This is a genomic window from Pasteurella oralis, from assembly GCF_042681465.1.
GTDB lineage: Bacteria > Pseudomonadota > Gammaproteobacteria > Enterobacterales > Pasteurellaceae > Pasteurella > Pasteurella oralis.
In genome coordinates, this window is the sequence record NZ_JBHUFP010000009.1 from 54,862 (window position 1) to 70,582 (window position 15,721).

General features: G+C 37.3%; 14 protein-coding genes and 1 pseudogene. 9 read left to right on the forward strand and 6 right to left on the reverse strand.

Annotated features, from left to right (window positions below; genetic code table 11):
* Positions 1 to 16: 16 nt before the first annotated feature.
* Both tldD and ACFSAV_RS06880 read left to right on the forward strand, forming a co-directional pair.
* Positions 17 to 1,465, forward strand: a complete 1,449-nt coding sequence (gene tldD / locus ACFSAV_RS06875) for a metalloprotease TldD (protein WP_379097763.1) — start codon at positions 17 to 19, stop codon at positions 1,463 to 1,465.
* Between the two features lie 130 nt (positions 1,466 to 1,595).
* Positions 1,596 to 2,792 (forward strand): aspartate aminotransferase family protein, encoded by a 1,197-nt coding sequence (locus ACFSAV_RS06880; protein WP_379097765.1) that lies wholly within the window; start codon positions 1,596 to 1,598, stop codon positions 2,790 to 2,792.
* 166 nt (positions 2,793 to 2,958) lie between these two features.
* Here ACFSAV_RS06880 and ACFSAV_RS06885 read toward each other — a convergent pair.
* Both ACFSAV_RS06885 and ispB read right to left on the reverse strand, forming a co-directional pair.
* Positions 2,959 to 3,618, reverse strand: a pseudogene (locus ACFSAV_RS06885) (epoxyqueuosine reductase QueH); the annotation flags it as partial.
* Positions 3,619 to 3,971: 353 nt separating this feature from the next.
* Positions 3,972 to 4,943 carry an octaprenyl diphosphate synthase gene (gene ispB, locus ACFSAV_RS06890; RefSeq protein ID WP_379098047.1) on the reverse strand — a complete coding sequence of 324 codons (972 nt, stop codon included), beginning with the start codon at positions 4,941 to 4,943 and terminating at the stop codon, positions 3,972 to 3,974.
* 236 nt (positions 4,944 to 5,179) lie between these two features.
* On the opposite strand from ispB, the gene rplU reads away from it, so the two are divergent.
* The 5 genes from rplU to cgtA all read left to right on the forward strand — a co-directional run bounded on the left by rplU (position 5,180) and on the right by cgtA (position 8,867).
* Complete coding sequence (gene rplU, locus ACFSAV_RS06895; RefSeq protein WP_101775758.1) at positions 5,180 to 5,491, forward strand: 50S ribosomal protein L21; 312 nt, start codon at positions 5,180 to 5,182, stop codon at positions 5,489 to 5,491.
* Between the two features lie 20 nt (positions 5,492 to 5,511).
* Positions 5,512 to 5,769, forward strand: coding sequence for a 50S ribosomal protein L27 (gene rpmA, locus ACFSAV_RS06900; RefSeq protein ID WP_101775759.1), 258 nt, complete (start codon positions 5,512 to 5,514; stop codon positions 5,767 to 5,769).
* A 65-nt stretch (positions 5,770 to 5,834) separates the two neighbouring features.
* On the forward strand, positions 5,835 to 6,767 hold the full coding sequence (locus tag ACFSAV_RS06905) for a DMT family transporter (RefSeq protein WP_379097768.1): 933 nt from the start codon (positions 5,835 to 5,837) through the stop codon (positions 6,765 to 6,767).
* Position 6,768: 1 nt separating this feature from the next.
* Positions 6,769 to 7,686, forward strand: a complete 918-nt coding sequence (locus ACFSAV_RS06910; RefSeq protein WP_101775761.1) for a DMT family transporter — start codon at positions 6,769 to 6,771, stop codon at positions 7,684 to 7,686.
* Positions 7,687 to 7,694: 8 nt separating this feature from the next.
* Positions 7,695 to 8,867, forward strand: coding sequence for an Obg family GTPase CgtA (gene cgtA, locus ACFSAV_RS06915; RefSeq protein ID WP_379097773.1), 1,173 nt, complete (start codon positions 7,695 to 7,697; stop codon positions 8,865 to 8,867).
* Positions 8,868 to 8,933: 66 nt separating this feature from the next.
* Here the strand turns inward: cgtA and aroA are convergent, their stop codons facing one another.
* The 3 genes from aroA to serC form a co-directional block, all read right to left on the reverse strand.
* Entirely contained in the window at positions 8,934 to 10,256 is a 1,323-nt protein-coding gene (gene aroA, locus ACFSAV_RS06920) for a 3-phosphoshikimate 1-carboxyvinyltransferase (protein ID WP_101775763.1), read from the reverse strand.
* A 32-nt stretch (positions 10,257 to 10,288) separates the two neighbouring features.
* On the reverse strand, positions 10,289 to 11,386 hold the full coding sequence (gene hisC, locus ACFSAV_RS06925; RefSeq protein WP_379097776.1) for a histidinol-phosphate transaminase: 1,098 nt from the start codon (positions 11,384 to 11,386) through the stop codon (positions 10,289 to 10,291).
* Positions 11,387 to 11,460: 74 nt separating this feature from the next.
* Positions 11,461 to 12,543: a 3-phosphoserine/phosphohydroxythreonine transaminase gene (gene serC, locus ACFSAV_RS06930; RefSeq protein WP_379097779.1), complete on the reverse strand. Its 1,083-nt coding sequence runs from the start codon at positions 12,541 to 12,543 to the stop codon at positions 11,461 to 11,463.
* 195 nt (positions 12,544 to 12,738) lie between these two features.
* Here serC and ACFSAV_RS06935 point away from each other — a divergent pair, with 195 nt between their 5' ends.
* Positions 12,739 to 13,077, forward strand: coding sequence for a DUF496 family protein (locus ACFSAV_RS06935; protein ID WP_101775766.1), 339 nt, complete (start codon positions 12,739 to 12,741; stop codon positions 13,075 to 13,077).
* Positions 13,078 to 13,121: 44 nt separating this feature from the next.
* On the opposite strand, the gene ACFSAV_RS06940 is transcribed toward ACFSAV_RS06935, so the two are convergent.
* Positions 13,122 to 14,339 (reverse strand): MFS transporter, encoded by a 1,218-nt coding sequence (locus ACFSAV_RS06940; protein ID WP_101775767.1) that lies wholly within the window; start codon positions 14,337 to 14,339, stop codon positions 13,122 to 13,124.
* Positions 14,340 to 14,729: 390 nt separating this feature from the next.
* Here ACFSAV_RS06940 and manX point away from each other — a divergent pair, with 390 nt between their 5' ends.
* Positions 14,730 to 15,707: a PTS mannose transporter subunit IIAB gene (gene manX, locus ACFSAV_RS06945; RefSeq protein ID WP_379097783.1), complete on the forward strand. Its 978-nt coding sequence runs from the start codon at positions 14,730 to 14,732 to the stop codon at positions 15,705 to 15,707.
* Positions 15,708 to 15,721 lie beyond the last annotated feature (14 nt).

The following is a 15,721-nucleotide window of genomic DNA, read 5'->3' on the forward strand; positions in this document are numbered from 1 at the left end:
TAAGACAAGGGATAAGATGTTAAACAAAGTACAAGAGACTATACTTACTCTAAATAATTTAGATCTAGATAATTTAAAAAACACATTTGATTTATTGTCACATCGTCATATTGATTATGCAGATCTTTATTTTCAGTTAAGTCAAGATGAAAATTGGGTATTAGAAGATGGGATTATTAAAGAAGGTGGTTTTCATATTGATCGTGGGGTTGGTGTTAGAGCTGTAAGTGGTGAAAAAACAGGCTTTGCTTATTCCGATGAAATCAATTTAACCAGTTTACAGCAATGTGCTAATGCAGTGAAAGGTATTGCACAGTTAAAGCAAGGTAATATTATAGTACCAAGTACTTTTAATCCTGTTGAACCTATCTTGCGTTATCAAGCGATTAACCCATTAGATAGTTTAAGTAAAGAGAAAAAAATTGAGTTATTACATTTAGTTGATCGTAGCGCTCGTAATGAAGATCCTCGCGTGGTACAAGTTTCTGCAAGCTTAAGTTCTGTGTATGAAGAAGTCTTAATTGTTGCAACAGATGGTACTTTAGCCGCAGATATTCGTCCTTTAGTTCGTTTATCGATTGCTGTGTTAGTAGAGAAAGAAGGTAAACGTGAACGTGGTAGTGCTGGAGCAGGAGGGCGTTTCGGTTTAGATTGGTTTTTAGAGAGCGAACAAGGTGAAATAAGAGCAGCCTATTTTGCTAAAGAAGCTGTGCGCCAAGCGTTAGTCAATTTGAATGCTATTGAAGCACCAGCAGGAATGATGCCTGTAGTGCTGGCTGCTGGTTGGCCGGGTGTACTATTGCACGAAGCTGTTGGACATGGTTTAGAAGGTGATTTTAACCGTAAAGAAAGTTCCTTATTTACAGGCAAAATCGGAGAACTTGTTACTTCACCATTATGTACTATTGTTGATGATGGTACATTACAAAATCGTCGGGGTTCAATTACAGTCGATGATGAAGGCGTACCAGGCCAATATAATGTATTAATTAAAGACGGAATTTTGCAAGGTTACATGCAGGATAAAATGAATGCTCGTTTAATGGGTGTTGCGCCGACAGGCAATGGCCGTCGTGAATCTTATGCTCATTTACCAATGCCACGTATGACAAATACTTATATGTTGGCAGGGCAAAGTCAGTTTGATGATTTGATTGCTTCTGTGGATCATGGCATTTTTGCATCGCATTTTGGTGGTGGGCAAGTAGATATTACTTCTGGTAAATTTGTATTCTCTACATCAGAAGCTTATCTGATTGAAAAAGGGAAAATTACTCAGCCAGTTAAAGGTGCAACTTTGATTGGTAGCGGTATTGAAGTAATGCAAAATATTTCAATGGTTGCTGATCAAGTTGAAATTGATCATGGTATCGGTGTTTGTGGTAAAGAGGGACAAAGCGTACCAGTCGGTGTTGGTCAACCTGCATTGAAGATTGAAAAAATCACAGTTGGTGGAACGAATTAAAACAACAAAATCCAGATAACTTTATCTGGATTTTTTATGTATATTAATGAATATTTATTCATTAATATTGACTAAATATTTTAATTTAACTATGCTTTAGTAAAGAAAAGATAATAGAAAGGGTAAGCTAATGACGCAATATACACGTGAACTATTTGATCAGGTCATGATTCAGAACTATACACCTGCGGATTTTATTCCAGTCAAAGGCAAAGGCTGTCGAATTTGGGATCAGAATGGTAAGGAATATATTGATTTTACTAGTGGCATTGCTGTAACCAGTTTAGGGCATTGTCCCGATGAGATTGTGGAAATATTGCAACGACAAGGACAAAAGTTATGGCATTCAAGTAATTGGTTTACCAGTGAACCTACTTTAGCATTAGCAAGTAAATTAGTTGAAAAAACCTTCGCTGATCGAGTGATGTTTGTCAATTCAGGTGCAGAAGCGAATGAAGCCGCGTTGAAACTAGCGCGCCGTTATGCTGTAGATCATTTTGGTTATCAGAAAAGTAAAATTATTTCATTTAAACAAAGTTTTCATGGACGCACTTTTTTTACGGTGAGTGTAGGGGGACAGACTAAATATTCTGATGGTTTTGGTCCAAAGCCCGCAGATATTATCCATATTCCTTTTAACGATTTAAATGCAGCAAAAGCAGTGATTGATGAGCAGACTTGTGCTGTCATCATAGAGCCTATTCAAGGGGAAAGTGGAGTTATTCCAGCAAATAAAGCGTTTTTACTAGGGCTACGTGAGTTGTGTTCTCAATATAATGCATTGTTAATTTTTGATGAAGTTCAAACAGGTGTTGGGCGCATAGGGCACTTTTATGCTTATATGAAGTATGATGTTGTGCCTGATATTTTGACTTCAGCAAAAGCCTTAGGTAATGGTTTTCCAATTGGAGCAATATTAACCACTGATATCATTGCAAGAAGTTTTGCGCCAGGTGTGCATGGCACGACTTTTGGTGGAAATCCATTGGCTTGCGCGGTCGCTGCCAAAGTTGTTGATACCATTTCAGAAGCAAAATTTTTAGAGAATGTAAGACAAATTTCAGCGAGATTGATAAAAGGATTAGAACAAATTAATCAGCAATATCAGTTGTTTAAAGATATTCGTGGAGAAGGTTTATTAATTGGAGCAGAATTAATTGACAAATATCATGGTCAAGCAAGTGAATTTGTGAAAAAAGCAGCGAATAATGGTTTAATGATTTTGGTTGCAGGTCCGAATGTATTACGTTTTACCCCAGCCTTGAATATTACAGAACAAGAATTAGAATTAGGGCTTGCAAGATTAGCTAACAGCTTGATGAGCTAAGTAGGAGAGTAAAAAAGTGCGGTCAATTCTTACGGAATTTATTGTACTTTTTGTTGCTAATTAAAAACCACCTTGTTTACAAGGTGGTTATCAATTTAAAAAGTCTTGCTAGACTCAAAAAGTGGGCATTCATATAACTGACGTTTAAAAGAAAGCTTCAATTGAATTAATCGGCAGAGTAATAGAGCTTACCAATTTCGACTTTTTGACGCCCATTCGCTTCACGCCATTTATTCGTGTCACGTAAAGAATAAACACAACCACAATATTCTTGCTGATAGAAGCGTTCACGCTTACTGATTTCAATCATACGCTGTGAACCACCGCCTTTGCGCCAGTTGTAATCCCAATAAATCACATCATCATATTTTTCTGCTGCACGATGTCCACAACCATTAATTTGGTTCATATCTTTCCAACGGGAAATACCTAAACAACTTGTAAATACTGGAAAACCATTGTTATGCGCATACTCAGCAGCTTTTTCAAAACGCATATCAAAACACATAGTACAACGAATACCGCGTTCTGGTTCATCTTCCATGCCTTTTGCTCGATCAAACCAATTTTGGCGATCATAATCCGCATCAATAAATGGAATGCCCCATTTTTCAGCAAAACGGATATTCTCTTCTTTACGAATTAAATATTCCTTTAATGGGTGAATATTGGGGTTATAGAAATAAATTGTAAATTCAATGCCTGAAGCATGAATGGCTTCCATAACTTCGCCAGAACAGGGAGCACAGCAAGAATGTAATAACAATTTGTTATGTCCATTTGGTAATTCTAATTTAGGGCGGATGAAAGGCGCATTTGGAGCTTTACTTTTACTTGTTTTTTTCGTGAGAGTTTGATTAGTCATTTTTTAAATAGTTAAATTGTTGTATATCGTTTGGAGAAATAGGATAAAAATCATCGTTGCTCAGGCTAAAATCAATAGATAAACCTTTAATAAGTTTTCTCCAGTAAATCATAAAATCTTTCAAATAAAAAACTATTTTCATCAGGTGCAAATTCAGGTATATCGTAAAAAAACACATTACAGTATAAATGTTTTTGCTGATCTCAAGTGAGTGCAACGTATCTATAACAATAGCAAAATATTAAAATCAATACTATCGTAGTCAGATTTAAAATAAATTGATTTGAATATTGTGGTTTAAGATATTGATCATCTTAATAGTTTCGATCTACTGATAAATATGCTAATGAGATTAATGCTTGCTTATAATCACTATCAGGTAAAATCTTAATCGCATCAACGGCTTTTTGTGCTTCTTGTTTAGCGCGTAACATCGCATAATCTAAAGATTTGTGTTCAGCCATAATCGCTAATACATCATCTAATATATCGCGTTTACCACCTTGTTTAATCGCATTGCGAATGAGTGCAGATTGAGCAGGAGTGCCGTTGTGCATAGCATGCAGTAAAGGCAAGGTAGGCTTACCTTCTGCCAAATCATCGCCTACATTTTTACCTAATTCTTGTGCATTTGCACTATAGTCTAAAATATCATCAATTAATTGAAATGCAGTGCCTAGATAACGTCCATAGTCTTGTAATGCTTTTTCTTGTTGTTCAGTCGCTTGTGCCAGAATAGCAGCACAGTGAGTTGCAGCTTCAAATAGACGGGCAGTTTTTCCATAGATGACATTCATATAGTTTTCTTCCGTCGTATCAGGGTCATTAACGTTCATTAATTGTTGAACTTCCCCTTCAGCAATAACATTCGTGGCATCAGACATGACTTTCAGAATAGGCAAGGAGTCCAACTGAGTCATTAATTGGAACGCACGCGTATAAATAAAATCACCAACTAACACACTTGCTGCATTACCAAATTCAGCATTAGCAGTTGGATTACCGCGGCGCAATTGAGATTCATCGACAACATCGTCATGTAGTAATGTTGCCGTGTGGATAAATTCAATAAATGTGGCGCAAGTGATAGGTTCGTGCCCACGAAAACCCAAAGCACGAGCAGCTAGAATGGCTATCATTGGACGAATACGTTTACCGCCACTTTGAATAATGTAATATCCAAGCTGATTAATCAACGCAACATCAGATTTAAGCTGTGCTAAAATCGTTTCGTTTGTCTTTTGCATATCGCTATGCACTAAGCGTTGGATTGCATCAATATTCATTAAATTATGTTGATTTATCATTGTAATAATTGATTTAAGACCAAATGTGCAAGAGATTGTACCGAATTTTCTGTCATTTCTGAAATCAAATCACACAAATTCACAATTTTTTTATTTTATTATAAATAAGCGCTTGCTCTTAAGTTATTTTTTGCGTAGAATTTGCGACCTATTTATATGAATTTTTGCAGTGCTAAATGAACAAAACATTAAAGCACTAGAGTAGCGGAGTATATATGTACGCAGTTTTTCAAAGTGGCGGTAAACAACACCGAGTAAGCGAAGGTCAAGTAGTTCGTTTAGAAAAACTTGAAGTAGCAACTGGTGAAACAGTTGAGTTTGACTCAGTGTTAATGATCGTTAACGGTGAAGATGTTAAAATTGGTGCGCCATTAGTTAATGGTGGTAAAGTAGTGGCAGAAGTGGTTGCACACGGTCGTGGCGAAAAAGTAAAAATCGTTAAATTCCGTCGTCGTAAACATAGCCGTAAACAACAAGGTCATCGTCAGTGGTTCACAGAAGTGAAAATCACTGGGATTCAAGCATAATTTCAGAGGAGATCAAGTAGATGGCAACTAAAAAAGCTGGTGGTTCAACTCGTAACGGTCGTGATTCTGAAGCTAAACGCCTTGGTGTTAAACGTTTTGGTGGTGAGTCTGTATTAGCAGGCAGCATTATCGTTCGTCAACGTGGTACTAAATTCCACGCTGGTACAAACGTTGGCATGGGTCGTGACCACACTCTATTTGCGACTGCAGATGGTAAAGTTAAATTTGAAGTGAAAGGCGAGAAAAACCGTAAATACGTCAGTATTGTTACTGAGTAATTTCAAATTCCTAAATCAAAAACGCCTCGCACAAGTTGCGGGGCTTTTTTGTAGGAGCATTTTATATGAAGCAGCAACCTCTGCTGGGATTTCTTTTTGCATTTATTGCAGCTTGTATGTGGGGATCTCTGCCAATTGCTTTGCAGCAAATATTGAAAGTCATGGATGCACAAACGATAGTGTGGTTTCGATTTGCAATGGCAGCAGTAGGATTATTTTTCATCTTAAATGTAACTAAAAAATTACCTAATTTGACTATGCTACGACTTCAGCATTGGTTATTAATTCTTTTAGGTATTATTGGATTGTCAGCAAATTTCTTCTTATATAATGTTGCTTTGCAATATATACCTCCAACAACAAGTCAAGTATTTAGCCCGTTAACGTCTTTTGGTATGTTATTGGCAGGCGTGTGGTTATTTAAAGAACAATTCGCGACTCACCAAAAGATTGGGTTATTGTTATTAATTTTAGGATTAGTTTTTTTCTTTAATGAGCGATTTGCCGACTTTTTGCATTTCAGTTTGTATGTGAAAGGTATCATAATTTGTATTAGCGCGAGTTTAGTTTGGGTGGCTTATGGTGTTTGCCAAAAGCTGATGTCTACTCGTCTAACTGCTCAACAAGTTTTATTACCAATTTATATTGGTTGTAGCATTGTCTTTTTACCTATAGCCACAATATCGCAAGTGACAAATTTAAACATAGTACAAATTGCTTGTTTGATTTATTGTTGTTTGAATACTTTGGTTGCTTATGGTGCTTATGCTGAAGCATTAAATCATTGGGATGTAGCTAAAGTGAGTGCAATAGTGACGCAAATTCCTATATTAACTTTAATATTTTCTGAAATTTCGCATTGGATTGTACCAGCACATTTTATGTATGAGGACTTAAATTGGATAAGTTATATCGGTGCTTTACTTGTTGTTTCTGGCGCATTATTTTCTGCAACAGGGCATCGAATCTTAGGAAAAATCACAAATAGGAAGCCATAATATGAAACAACAGCAACCTTTAATGGGATTTTTGTTTGCATTAATTACAGCAATGGCATGGGGTTCTTTGCCAATTGCATTACAACGAGTAGTGGCGGTGATGACCCCACAAACGATTGTGTGGTATCGTTTTTTAGTTGCCGCGTTAGGTTTATTTATTATTTTAGGACTTACAAAAAAATTGCCTAAAGTATCACAGTTTTTACCGCGTTACCGTTTATTAGCTGTTATTGGCGTAATTGGTTTAGCGGGTAACTTTGTGTTATTTAATACTTCATTAAAGTATATTGAGCCTTCAATTGCACAAATTTTTGGGCAGCTATCTTCTTTTACAATGATGATATTTGGTGTGTTTTTCTTTAAGGAAAAATTGCGTTTAAATCAGAAAATTGGTTTGATACTGTTAATTGTTGGTTTAATGTTATTTTTTAATGATCGTTTTATACTTTTTTTTAGTGTAAATGCCTACTCAACGGGAATCTTTTTAGCCGCATCGGCTGCATTAATTTGGAGTATTTATGGTATTGCACAAAAATTAATGTTACGTGAATTCAACTCACAGCAAATTTTATTTGTGATTTATATTGGTTGTGCGTTAGTATTCACACCATTTGCCGAAGTTGGACAAGTCAGTGTGTTAAGTGGGTGGACATTATTTTGTTTTATTTATTGTTGCTTAAATACGCTGGTTGGTTATGGTGCTTATGCAGAAGCGCTTAATCGTTGGGATGTCTCTAAAGTTAGTGTCGTGATTACATTAATGCCTTTATTCACGATTTTATTTTCTTATTTACTGTATCTCTTTTATCCTCAAAGTTTTGCAAAACCAGATTTAAATTCAATTAGTTATATTGGCGCATTGGTCGTTGTATTCGGGGCAATTACCTCTGCGATTGGGCACAAGTTTATTAAGCGTTAGGAGAACGAATGAAATTTATTGATGAAGCACTAATTCGTGTAGAAGCTGGCGATGGCGGTAATGGCTGTGTGAGCTTCCGACGTGAAAAATATATTCCAAAAGGTGGACCTGATGGTGGTGATGGTGGCGATGGTGGCGATGTTTATTTAATTGCAGATGAGAATTTAAATACTTTAATTGACTATCGTTTTGAAAAGCGTTTTGCTGCGGGTCGTGGAGAAAATGGACGTAGTGCGGGTTGCACTGGTCATCGTGGTAATGATATTACTTTGAGAGTACCTGTGGGGACGCGTGCAATTGATAATGATACTAAAGAAGTGTTAGGTGATTTGACTAAACATGGTGCCAAAATGTTAGTGGCAAAAGGAGGTTACCATGGGTTAGGCAATACACGTTTTAAATCTTCGGTTAATCGTGCACCGCGCCAAAAAACGAATGGTACACCGGGTGAAAAGCGAGATCTTCAATTGGAATTGATGTTGCTTGCTGATGTGGGTATGTTAGGCTTACCCAATGCAGGTAAATCAACTTTTATTCGAGCAGTATCAGCGGCTAAGCCTAAAGTAGCTGATTATCCTTTTACGACATTAGTGCCGAGTTTAGGCGTGGTACGTGTTGATGAAAACCATAGCTTTGTTGTGGCAGATATTCCAGGGCTAATTGAAGGTGCTGCTGAAGGGGCCGGATTAGGTGTTCGCTTTTTGAAGCATTTAGAACGCTGCCGTGTCTTGATTCATTTAGTGGATATTGCACCGATTGATGAAAGTGATCCTGTAGATAATATTTCGATCATTGAATCTGAGTTATTTCAATATAGCGAAGCGTTAGCGGATAAACCACGCTGGTTGGTGTTTAATAAAATTGACACAATGAGCGATGAAGAGGCGCATGAGCGTGCAAAAGAAATTGCTGCGCGTTTAGGTTGGGAAGAAGATTACTATTTGATTTCTGCTGTTACTGGCAAAAATGTCCAACCACTTTGTCGTGAGATTATGGATTTCATTGAAGCGAACCCTCGTCAAGAAGTGCAAGATGTTGAACAAAACACAGAAGTGAAATTTAAGTGGGATGACTATCATCAAGCGCAGTTGGCTGAATATCAATCTAATGAAGATGATGAGGATTGGGATGATTGGTCAGAGGAAGATGAAGAAGGGGTCGAAATTATCTATAAGGCATAAAAGTGCGGTCGATTTTTACCAAATTTTGTATTGCAAAAGCTAAGGGATTAACCTTAGCTTTTTTTGTTATATATTGTCAGTTTTTGCTAATTTTAGAAATTCTACGAAAAAGGTTGGGAACGTTTTTGCGGTACAACTTGGATCTAAGATAGTCACAGCAGTATTGGATAATGCCACTAAAGCAAAGCACATTGCCATGCGATGATCATTATAGGTTTCAATTTGTGCATGTTGAAATTTGGTCAATTCTAGAGGTTGAATGCGAATAAAATCTTCACCTTCTTCCACTTCTGCACCAATTTTGCGCAGCTCGGTTGCCATTGCTGTTAAGCGATCAGTTTCTTTAACACGCCAATTGTGAATATTACGAATGACTGTTTCACCTTCAGCAAAGAGCGCTGTTGTAGCAATAGTCATTGCAGCATCTGGAATATGGTTCATATCCATATCAATGCCTTTTAGTTCACCTTTTTCTACTTGAATGAAATCCTCACCCCAAGTGATTTTTGCCCCCATTTTTGCTAATACATCAGCAAATAGACGATCACCTTGAATACTATTTTGACCGACGCCAGTCACTTTGACTTTACCTTTAATTGCGGCAGCGGCGAGGAAATAGGAGGCAGAAGAGGCATCGCCTTCCACTAAAAATGTTGTTGGTGAACGATATTGTTGATTCCCTTTAACAAAAAAACGCTGATAATGTTGATTTTCAACGTTTACACCAAAAGTTTGCATCATGTTCAATGTCATATCGATATAAGGTTTGGATACTAATTCACCAATGATTTCAATTTCCGTATCTGCCGTTGCCAGTGGCGATGCCATTAAAAGTGCGGTCAAAAATTGAGAAGAAACGGAACCATCGATCTTAATTATTCCGCCTTTTAAACCCGTATTACGAATTGCGATAGGAGGATAGCCCTCTTGCTCTAAATATTGGATATCTGCACCTGCTTGTCTTAATGCATCAACTAAATGTTGAATTGGACGTTCTTTCATGCGAGGTTCACCAGTGAGGACAATTTCATTTTTGCCTTCCGTTTCTGGGTGAGATAAACATAATGCAGCAGCGAGCGGGCGCATTGCAGTACCTGCATTACCTAAAAATAATGCTAAACCATTTTGCCATTGTAATGCACCACCTAGACCTTCGACTTCACAAACGGATTTATCTTCTGAAAGTTGATAGCTGACACCTAATTGTTTTAGTGCATTAAGCATGTGCCGCACATCATCGCTATCTAATAAATTGGTTAACGTGGTTTTACCATGGGCAAGTGCTGCTAAGAGTAAAGCACGATTAGATAAGCTTTTTGAGCCTGGTAAGTTCACTTCACCTTCAATCAAGCTAATTGGATTTAATGTAATGGATGTGGCTTGTTGCATAACTTGTTCAATTCCTTGCATTAAAAGAGCGGTTAAATTTTTAGAATTTCACTTAACGCCTGAATAAAGCGCTGATTTTCTTCTGGTAAACCTATACTGATACGTAAATGATTTGGTAATCCGTACCCTCCAACTGGGCGAACAATTATTCCTTTACGCAATAAGGCTTGATAAATAGGTAAAGCAGGTTGTTGTAAATCTAGCAGGACAAAATTGCCTTTTGAAGCTACATATTTCAATCCTTTGGCAATAAAGAAATCTTCTAATAGAGTTAAACCTTGATAGTTGTTCTCTGCGACTTTAGCAATGAATGCCTCGTCATTAATGACGGCTGTGGCAGCAGCAAGCGCTAAGCTGTTACAATTAAATGGTTGGCGAACACGATTAAATAAATCGGCAATTTCTGTTGAAGAAACCGCATAACCAATACGCAAACCCGCTAAACCATAGGCTTTAGATAGCGTGCGACAGATCACAAGATTTGGGTGTTTTGCTAATAGTTGGAAAGAGTCGATTCTTTCTTCTGGTAAAGTAAATTCGGTATAAGCTTCGTCTAATACGACAATGACATGGTTTGGTACTTTGTCCAAAAATTCAGAAATTTCGACCGCACTTAAAAATGTACCCGTTGGATTATTTGGATTTGCAATATAAATCAGTTTAGTTTTAGCACTGATTGCGTTTAAAAAAGCATTTAAGTCAGTGCCATAGTCTTTTGCTGGAATTTCGATTTTTTGGGCATTAATTGCTTGTGTTACTAATGGATAGACGATAAATGCATATTGTGAAAACATGATTTCATCATGTTCGGAAGCAAAAGTATGTGCGATGAGCTCTAATAAATCGTTTGAGCCATTACCTAAAGTAATTTGCTCAGGTGTTAAGCCAAACTTTTTGGCGATGGCTTGTTTAAAATAAAAGCCATTACTATCAGGATAGCGGGTCAAATTATTGAGTTCAGCTTGTATTGCTTGTTTGGCACTTTCTGGTAAGCCAAATGGGTTTTCATTTGAGGCGAGTTTAATGATATTTGAAATGCCTAATTCACGTTCTAATTCTTCGATGGGTTTACCTGCTTGGTAAGGTTGAAGTTGTTTTATGCCTTCATTCGCGATATTGATATATTGCATATTTTCCCTTTTATTGATGGGGCAGAGCGATTGTCTGAGTCTGCCCAGAAAATTTTTTAAAAATTGACTGCACTTTAACTGTTTTCTGCAGCGAATTGCTGCATAAACGCAATCAATGCTTCAACACCTTCAATTGGCATTGCGTTATAAATTGACGCACGCATACCGCCTAACACTTTATGTCCTTTAAGAGCATGTAAACCTGCGGCAGTAGCTTGGGTGACAAATTTAGCATTTAATTCATCACTGCCTGTAGTAAAGGTAACATTCATCAGAGAACGATTTTGTTTTGCGACGGTATTATGATAGAAAGTGGTTTGATCTAAATAATCATAAAGTAATTTGGCTTTGTTTTGATTGTGTTTTTCCATCGCTTTAATTCCTCCCTGTGAGAGCAAGTGTTTAAACACTAATGCACATAAATACCAAGCAAAAGTAGGAGGCGTATTGATCATGGAATCTGCATTTTTTTGTATTTCATAATTCCAAATTGTTGGCGTAGTTTTACGTGCATGACCGATTAAATCATCACGTACGATGACAATCGTAATCCCCGCAGGACCAAGATTTTTCTGTGCGCCAGCGTAAATGAGACCAAACTGACTAATATCAATTTCGCGTGAAAGAATATTGGATGACATATCTGCCACTAATACGGCATTCCCCACGTTGGGTATATCAAAAATTTCGACACCACTAATCGTTTCATTTGGGCAGTAGTGCACATAATCATATTGCGGAGCAATATCACTAAAGTCTAAATTACTCACTTTTAATTCGTCGCCTTGCTCAAGAATATTGATTTCATCAATCTCGCCAAATAAGCGTGCTTCTTTAGCTGCGGTCGCCGACCAATGACCACTAGTGAGATACAAAGCTTTACCCTTTTCTTTGAGCAGGTTCATTGGAATTGCGGCAAATTGACCACGGGCACCACCTTGTAGGAACAAGATTTGGTAGTTATCTGGTATGTTGTAAAGTTGACGTAAATCATTGACGGATTGTGTTGCTAATTCCATAAACAATTTACCACGGTGGCTAACTTCCATAACAGAAGTGTGTTGGTTTTGCCAGTTTAATAGTTCTGTTTGTGCTTGTGCCAACACTGCACTTGGTATCATGGCGGGACCTGCACTAAAGTTAAACACTTTTGACATTTTCACTTCCTTAAGTAAACAAAAAAACAATTCGATATTTTTATCACCTCAGTTGGTTCTAAGCAACGGTATTTTGTTGAATTTTTGTTATTTTCAGATTTAATTTTTAAAAACCGAATGAACGCTTTGACGGGGACAAGAAAAATGGATAAATTAAGGACGGTTAATTTTTATTTATTATAAGAGAGTCGTATTATGGAAAATGTTAATAAACAGTCATTTCAAGAAGTATTAGAGTATGTGCGTATGTATCGTTTAAAAAATAAATTAGCGCGTGATCGTGAAGATAATAATCGCAAAATTCGCGATAACCAAAAACGTGTATTGTTATTAGATAACTTAAATCAATATATCCGTGATGATATGTCTATTGCTGATGTACGCGCGATTATTGAAAACATGCGTGATGATTATGAAAAACGAGTAGATGATTATATGATTAGAAATGCGGAAATCTCACAACAACGCCGAGATATTCGTGAAAAAATGAAAGAACAGAAACAAGCGCACGAAGCGTTAATGAAAAAAGAGTAATACAAAAAAGTAAAAGCGGCTTAAAAGCCGCTTTGGGTTTCATTTTAGTCTAATTGTTTTCCTTTTAATTCAGGAATCAAGAAGATAGTTGCAATCATATCAATGATGTAAATACTCGCTAAGAAAGCAATTGCTAATTGGAACGAGTAAGTCGAAACTAATGCACCAACAACAATTGGTCCAAATCCACCAACTGCTCGTCCTAAATTAAATAGTACATTTTGTGCGGTTGCACGCGCTTGGGTAGGATAAGCTTCAGACATTAATGCACCATATCCGCCCATCATGCCATTTACGAACATACCTAATATTGCGCCAGCGAATAGCATATAAGTGGGATCACTCATTTGTGAATAAGTGAAAATGCTGATGACAGCACCAAATTGGAAGAGTAAAAAGCTTGGTTTGCGTCCAATACGATCGGCAAGCTGTCCAAATAGCCAAATACCAAACATCATTCCGCAAATAGTCACTGCAGTCCATAACCCTGATTTAGTTAAGCTAAAACCTAATTGTTTTGATAAGAAATTTGGCATCCAAATCATGATACCGTAGTAACCAAAGTTTTGTACTGAGGTTAAAATCACGATACCGAGACTAATTTTGGCAGTGGCTTTATCTTTTACTAACAATCTAAAGGGTTCTAGACGAGACGTTTTCTGATTTTCAAGTGCGGTCTGTTTTTGGACAAAAATCTCAGGCTCATGTAATTTCGCACGCAAATACCAAGCGACAAAAGCAGGGAAAATACCAACTAAGAACATGCCTCGCCAGCCAATATATGGCAGTAACAAAGGCGTTAATAATGCCGCGCCTAATACACCTACTTGCCAACCTAATGCAACATAGGATGAGGCTTTTGCACGGTGGCGAGCAGGCCAAGCTTCTGCTGCTAGCGCCATACCAATGCCAAATTCGCCACCAAGCCCAATGCCTGCAATTGTACGGTAAATGAGTAGATCCCAATAGCCTTGTGCGAAAGCACAAAGACCCGTGAAAAGTGCAAATAGCACGATAGTCCAAGTTAAGACACGAATACGACCATATTTATCGCTTAATGCACCAAAAATGATACCGCCAGCAACTGCACCAATTAATGTCCAAGTGACTAATGAACCGGATTGTGCAGGTGTCAAAGCAAGATCAGCTGAAATTGCTGATAACATGAAGCCGAGGATAAGAAGATCGAATCCATCCATAGCATAACCTACGGCAGATCCTAGTAAGGCTTTCCAGCCATCTTTATTGACGTTGTCATTCATTATTGATCCTTTTGCTACTCTCAGGTAGCCCTTTAAAGTTTGGAGAGAGAATTTCTTCGATTAAGAAATTGGTGCGTAGTTTACGGATTTTTTAACACTTTGCAACAATAAAAAGAATGAAAACCTTGTTTTGACTCAATGAGATAGATTTGTTAGTAAAATGTTAAAAATTTTGATTGATTTTTTAAATAGGCAAATGAAGCATTTTATCTTCATGAATTTTGAAGTGATACTCCATATTTTTGTTTAAAAATGTGACGATTGTTGTCTTTTTTTCTTAGTTATAGCTTGGAATTGTGATCTAAGTCACATCATTGTATTGACCTTTACTCTATAATCCGCGATTCAAATAACTCTATTTGATTTTTAATTTTATAAAGGAGTCAAACAATGACTATTGCTATTATTATAGCGACTCATGGTGTTGCGGCAGAGCAGTTACTGAAAACCACAGAAATGTTAATCGGAGAGCAAGAAAATGTTGCGACTATCGATTTTGTTCCTGGGGAAAATGCTGAAACGATTATGACTAAATACCAAGAGAAGCTGGCGACTACTTTATCACATTGTGATCAAGTGTTGTTTTTAGTGGATACTTGGGGAGGCAGCCCATTTAATGCGGCTAATCGTGTAGCAGAAGGTCAGGATAATATGGATATTGTGACTGGTGTTAATATTCCTATGCTAGTTGAAACTTTCATGGCACGTGATGATGAACCAAGTTTACAAGAGCTTGTTGCGATTGCTCTTGAAACTGGACGTACTGGTGTTCGTGCACTGCGTTATCAGGAAGAGGAAGACGCACCTGCTCAAGAAACTGTACCAGCTGCTAAACCTGTTGAGCCTGCTGTAGTAACAGCGAATGGTGTTGGTCATTTAGAAATTGGCTTAGCGCGTATTGATGATCGCCTGATCCATGGTCAAGTTGCGACGCGTTGGACAAAAGAAAGTAAAGTGACACGAATTGTTGTAGTGAATGATGATGTAGCAAAAGATAGTGTTCGTTCCACTATGTTGAAAAGTGTTGCACCACCAGGTGTAACAGCACATGTTGTGAATGTAGAAAAAATGATTCGTGTATATAACAACCCTGAATATGCTGGTGAGCGTATGATGTTGTTGTTTACTAATCCAACGGATGTTGTGCGTTTAGCAGAAGCTGGTGTTGAGTTTAAATCAATTAATATTGGTGGTATGGCATATAAAGATGGCAAGAAAATGATTACCAGCGCAGTTGCTGTTGATGATAAAGATATTGAGGCGTTCAAGGTACTTGATGCTAAAAATATTGAGCTGGATGTTCGTAAAGTATCAAATGATAGCCGTCAGTATATGATGGATTTACTGAAGAAAAATAACCTTATTTAAATAAAGATGTTCAT

Excerpts from the sequence above, each read along its gene's own strand:
- ACFSAV_RS06935 (WP_101775766.1), top strand. The coding sequence starts at position 12,739 with ATGGAAAATGTTAATAAACAGTCATTTCAAGAAGTATTAGAGTATGTG.
- ACFSAV_RS06910 (WP_101775761.1), top strand. The coding sequence starts at position 6,769 with ATGAAACAACAGCAACCTTTAATGGGATTTTTGTTTGCATTAATTACA.
- ispB (WP_379098047.1), bottom strand. The coding sequence starts at position 4,943 with ATGAATATTGATGCAATCCAACGCTTAGTGCATAGCGATATGCAAAAG.
- cgtA (WP_379097773.1), top strand. The coding sequence starts at position 7,695 with ATGAAATTTATTGATGAAGCACTAATTCGTGTAGAAGCTGGCGATGGC.
- ACFSAV_RS06940 (WP_101775767.1), bottom strand. The coding sequence starts at position 14,339 with ATGAATGACAACGTCAATAAAGATGGCTGGAAAGCCTTACTAGGATCT.
- serC (WP_379097779.1), bottom strand. The coding sequence starts at position 12,543 with ATGTCAAAAGTGTTTAACTTTAGTGCAGGTCCCGCCATGATACCAAGT.
- rplU (WP_101775758.1), top strand. The coding sequence starts at position 5,180 with ATGTACGCAGTTTTTCAAAGTGGCGGTAAACAACACCGAGTAAGCGAA.
- hisC (WP_379097776.1), bottom strand. The coding sequence starts at position 11,386 with ATGCAATATATCAATATCGCGAATGAAGGCATAAAACAACTTCAACCT.
- tldD (WP_379097763.1), top strand. The coding sequence starts at position 17 with ATGTTAAACAAAGTACAAGAGACTATACTTACTCTAAATAATTTAGAT.
- manX (WP_379097783.1), top strand. The coding sequence starts at position 14,730 with ATGACTATTGCTATTATTATAGCGACTCATGGTGTTGCGGCAGAGCAG.
- ACFSAV_RS06905 (WP_379097768.1), top strand. The coding sequence starts at position 5,835 with ATGAAGCAGCAACCTCTGCTGGGATTTCTTTTTGCATTTATTGCAGCT.
- rpmA (WP_101775759.1), top strand. The coding sequence starts at position 5,512 with ATGGCAACTAAAAAAGCTGGTGGTTCAACTCGTAACGGTCGTGATTCT.
- aroA (WP_101775763.1), bottom strand. The coding sequence starts at position 10,256 with ATGCAACAAGCCACATCCATTACATTAAATCCAATTAGCTTGATTGAA.
- ACFSAV_RS06880 (WP_379097765.1), top strand. The coding sequence starts at position 1,596 with ATGACGCAATATACACGTGAACTATTTGATCAGGTCATGATTCAGAAC.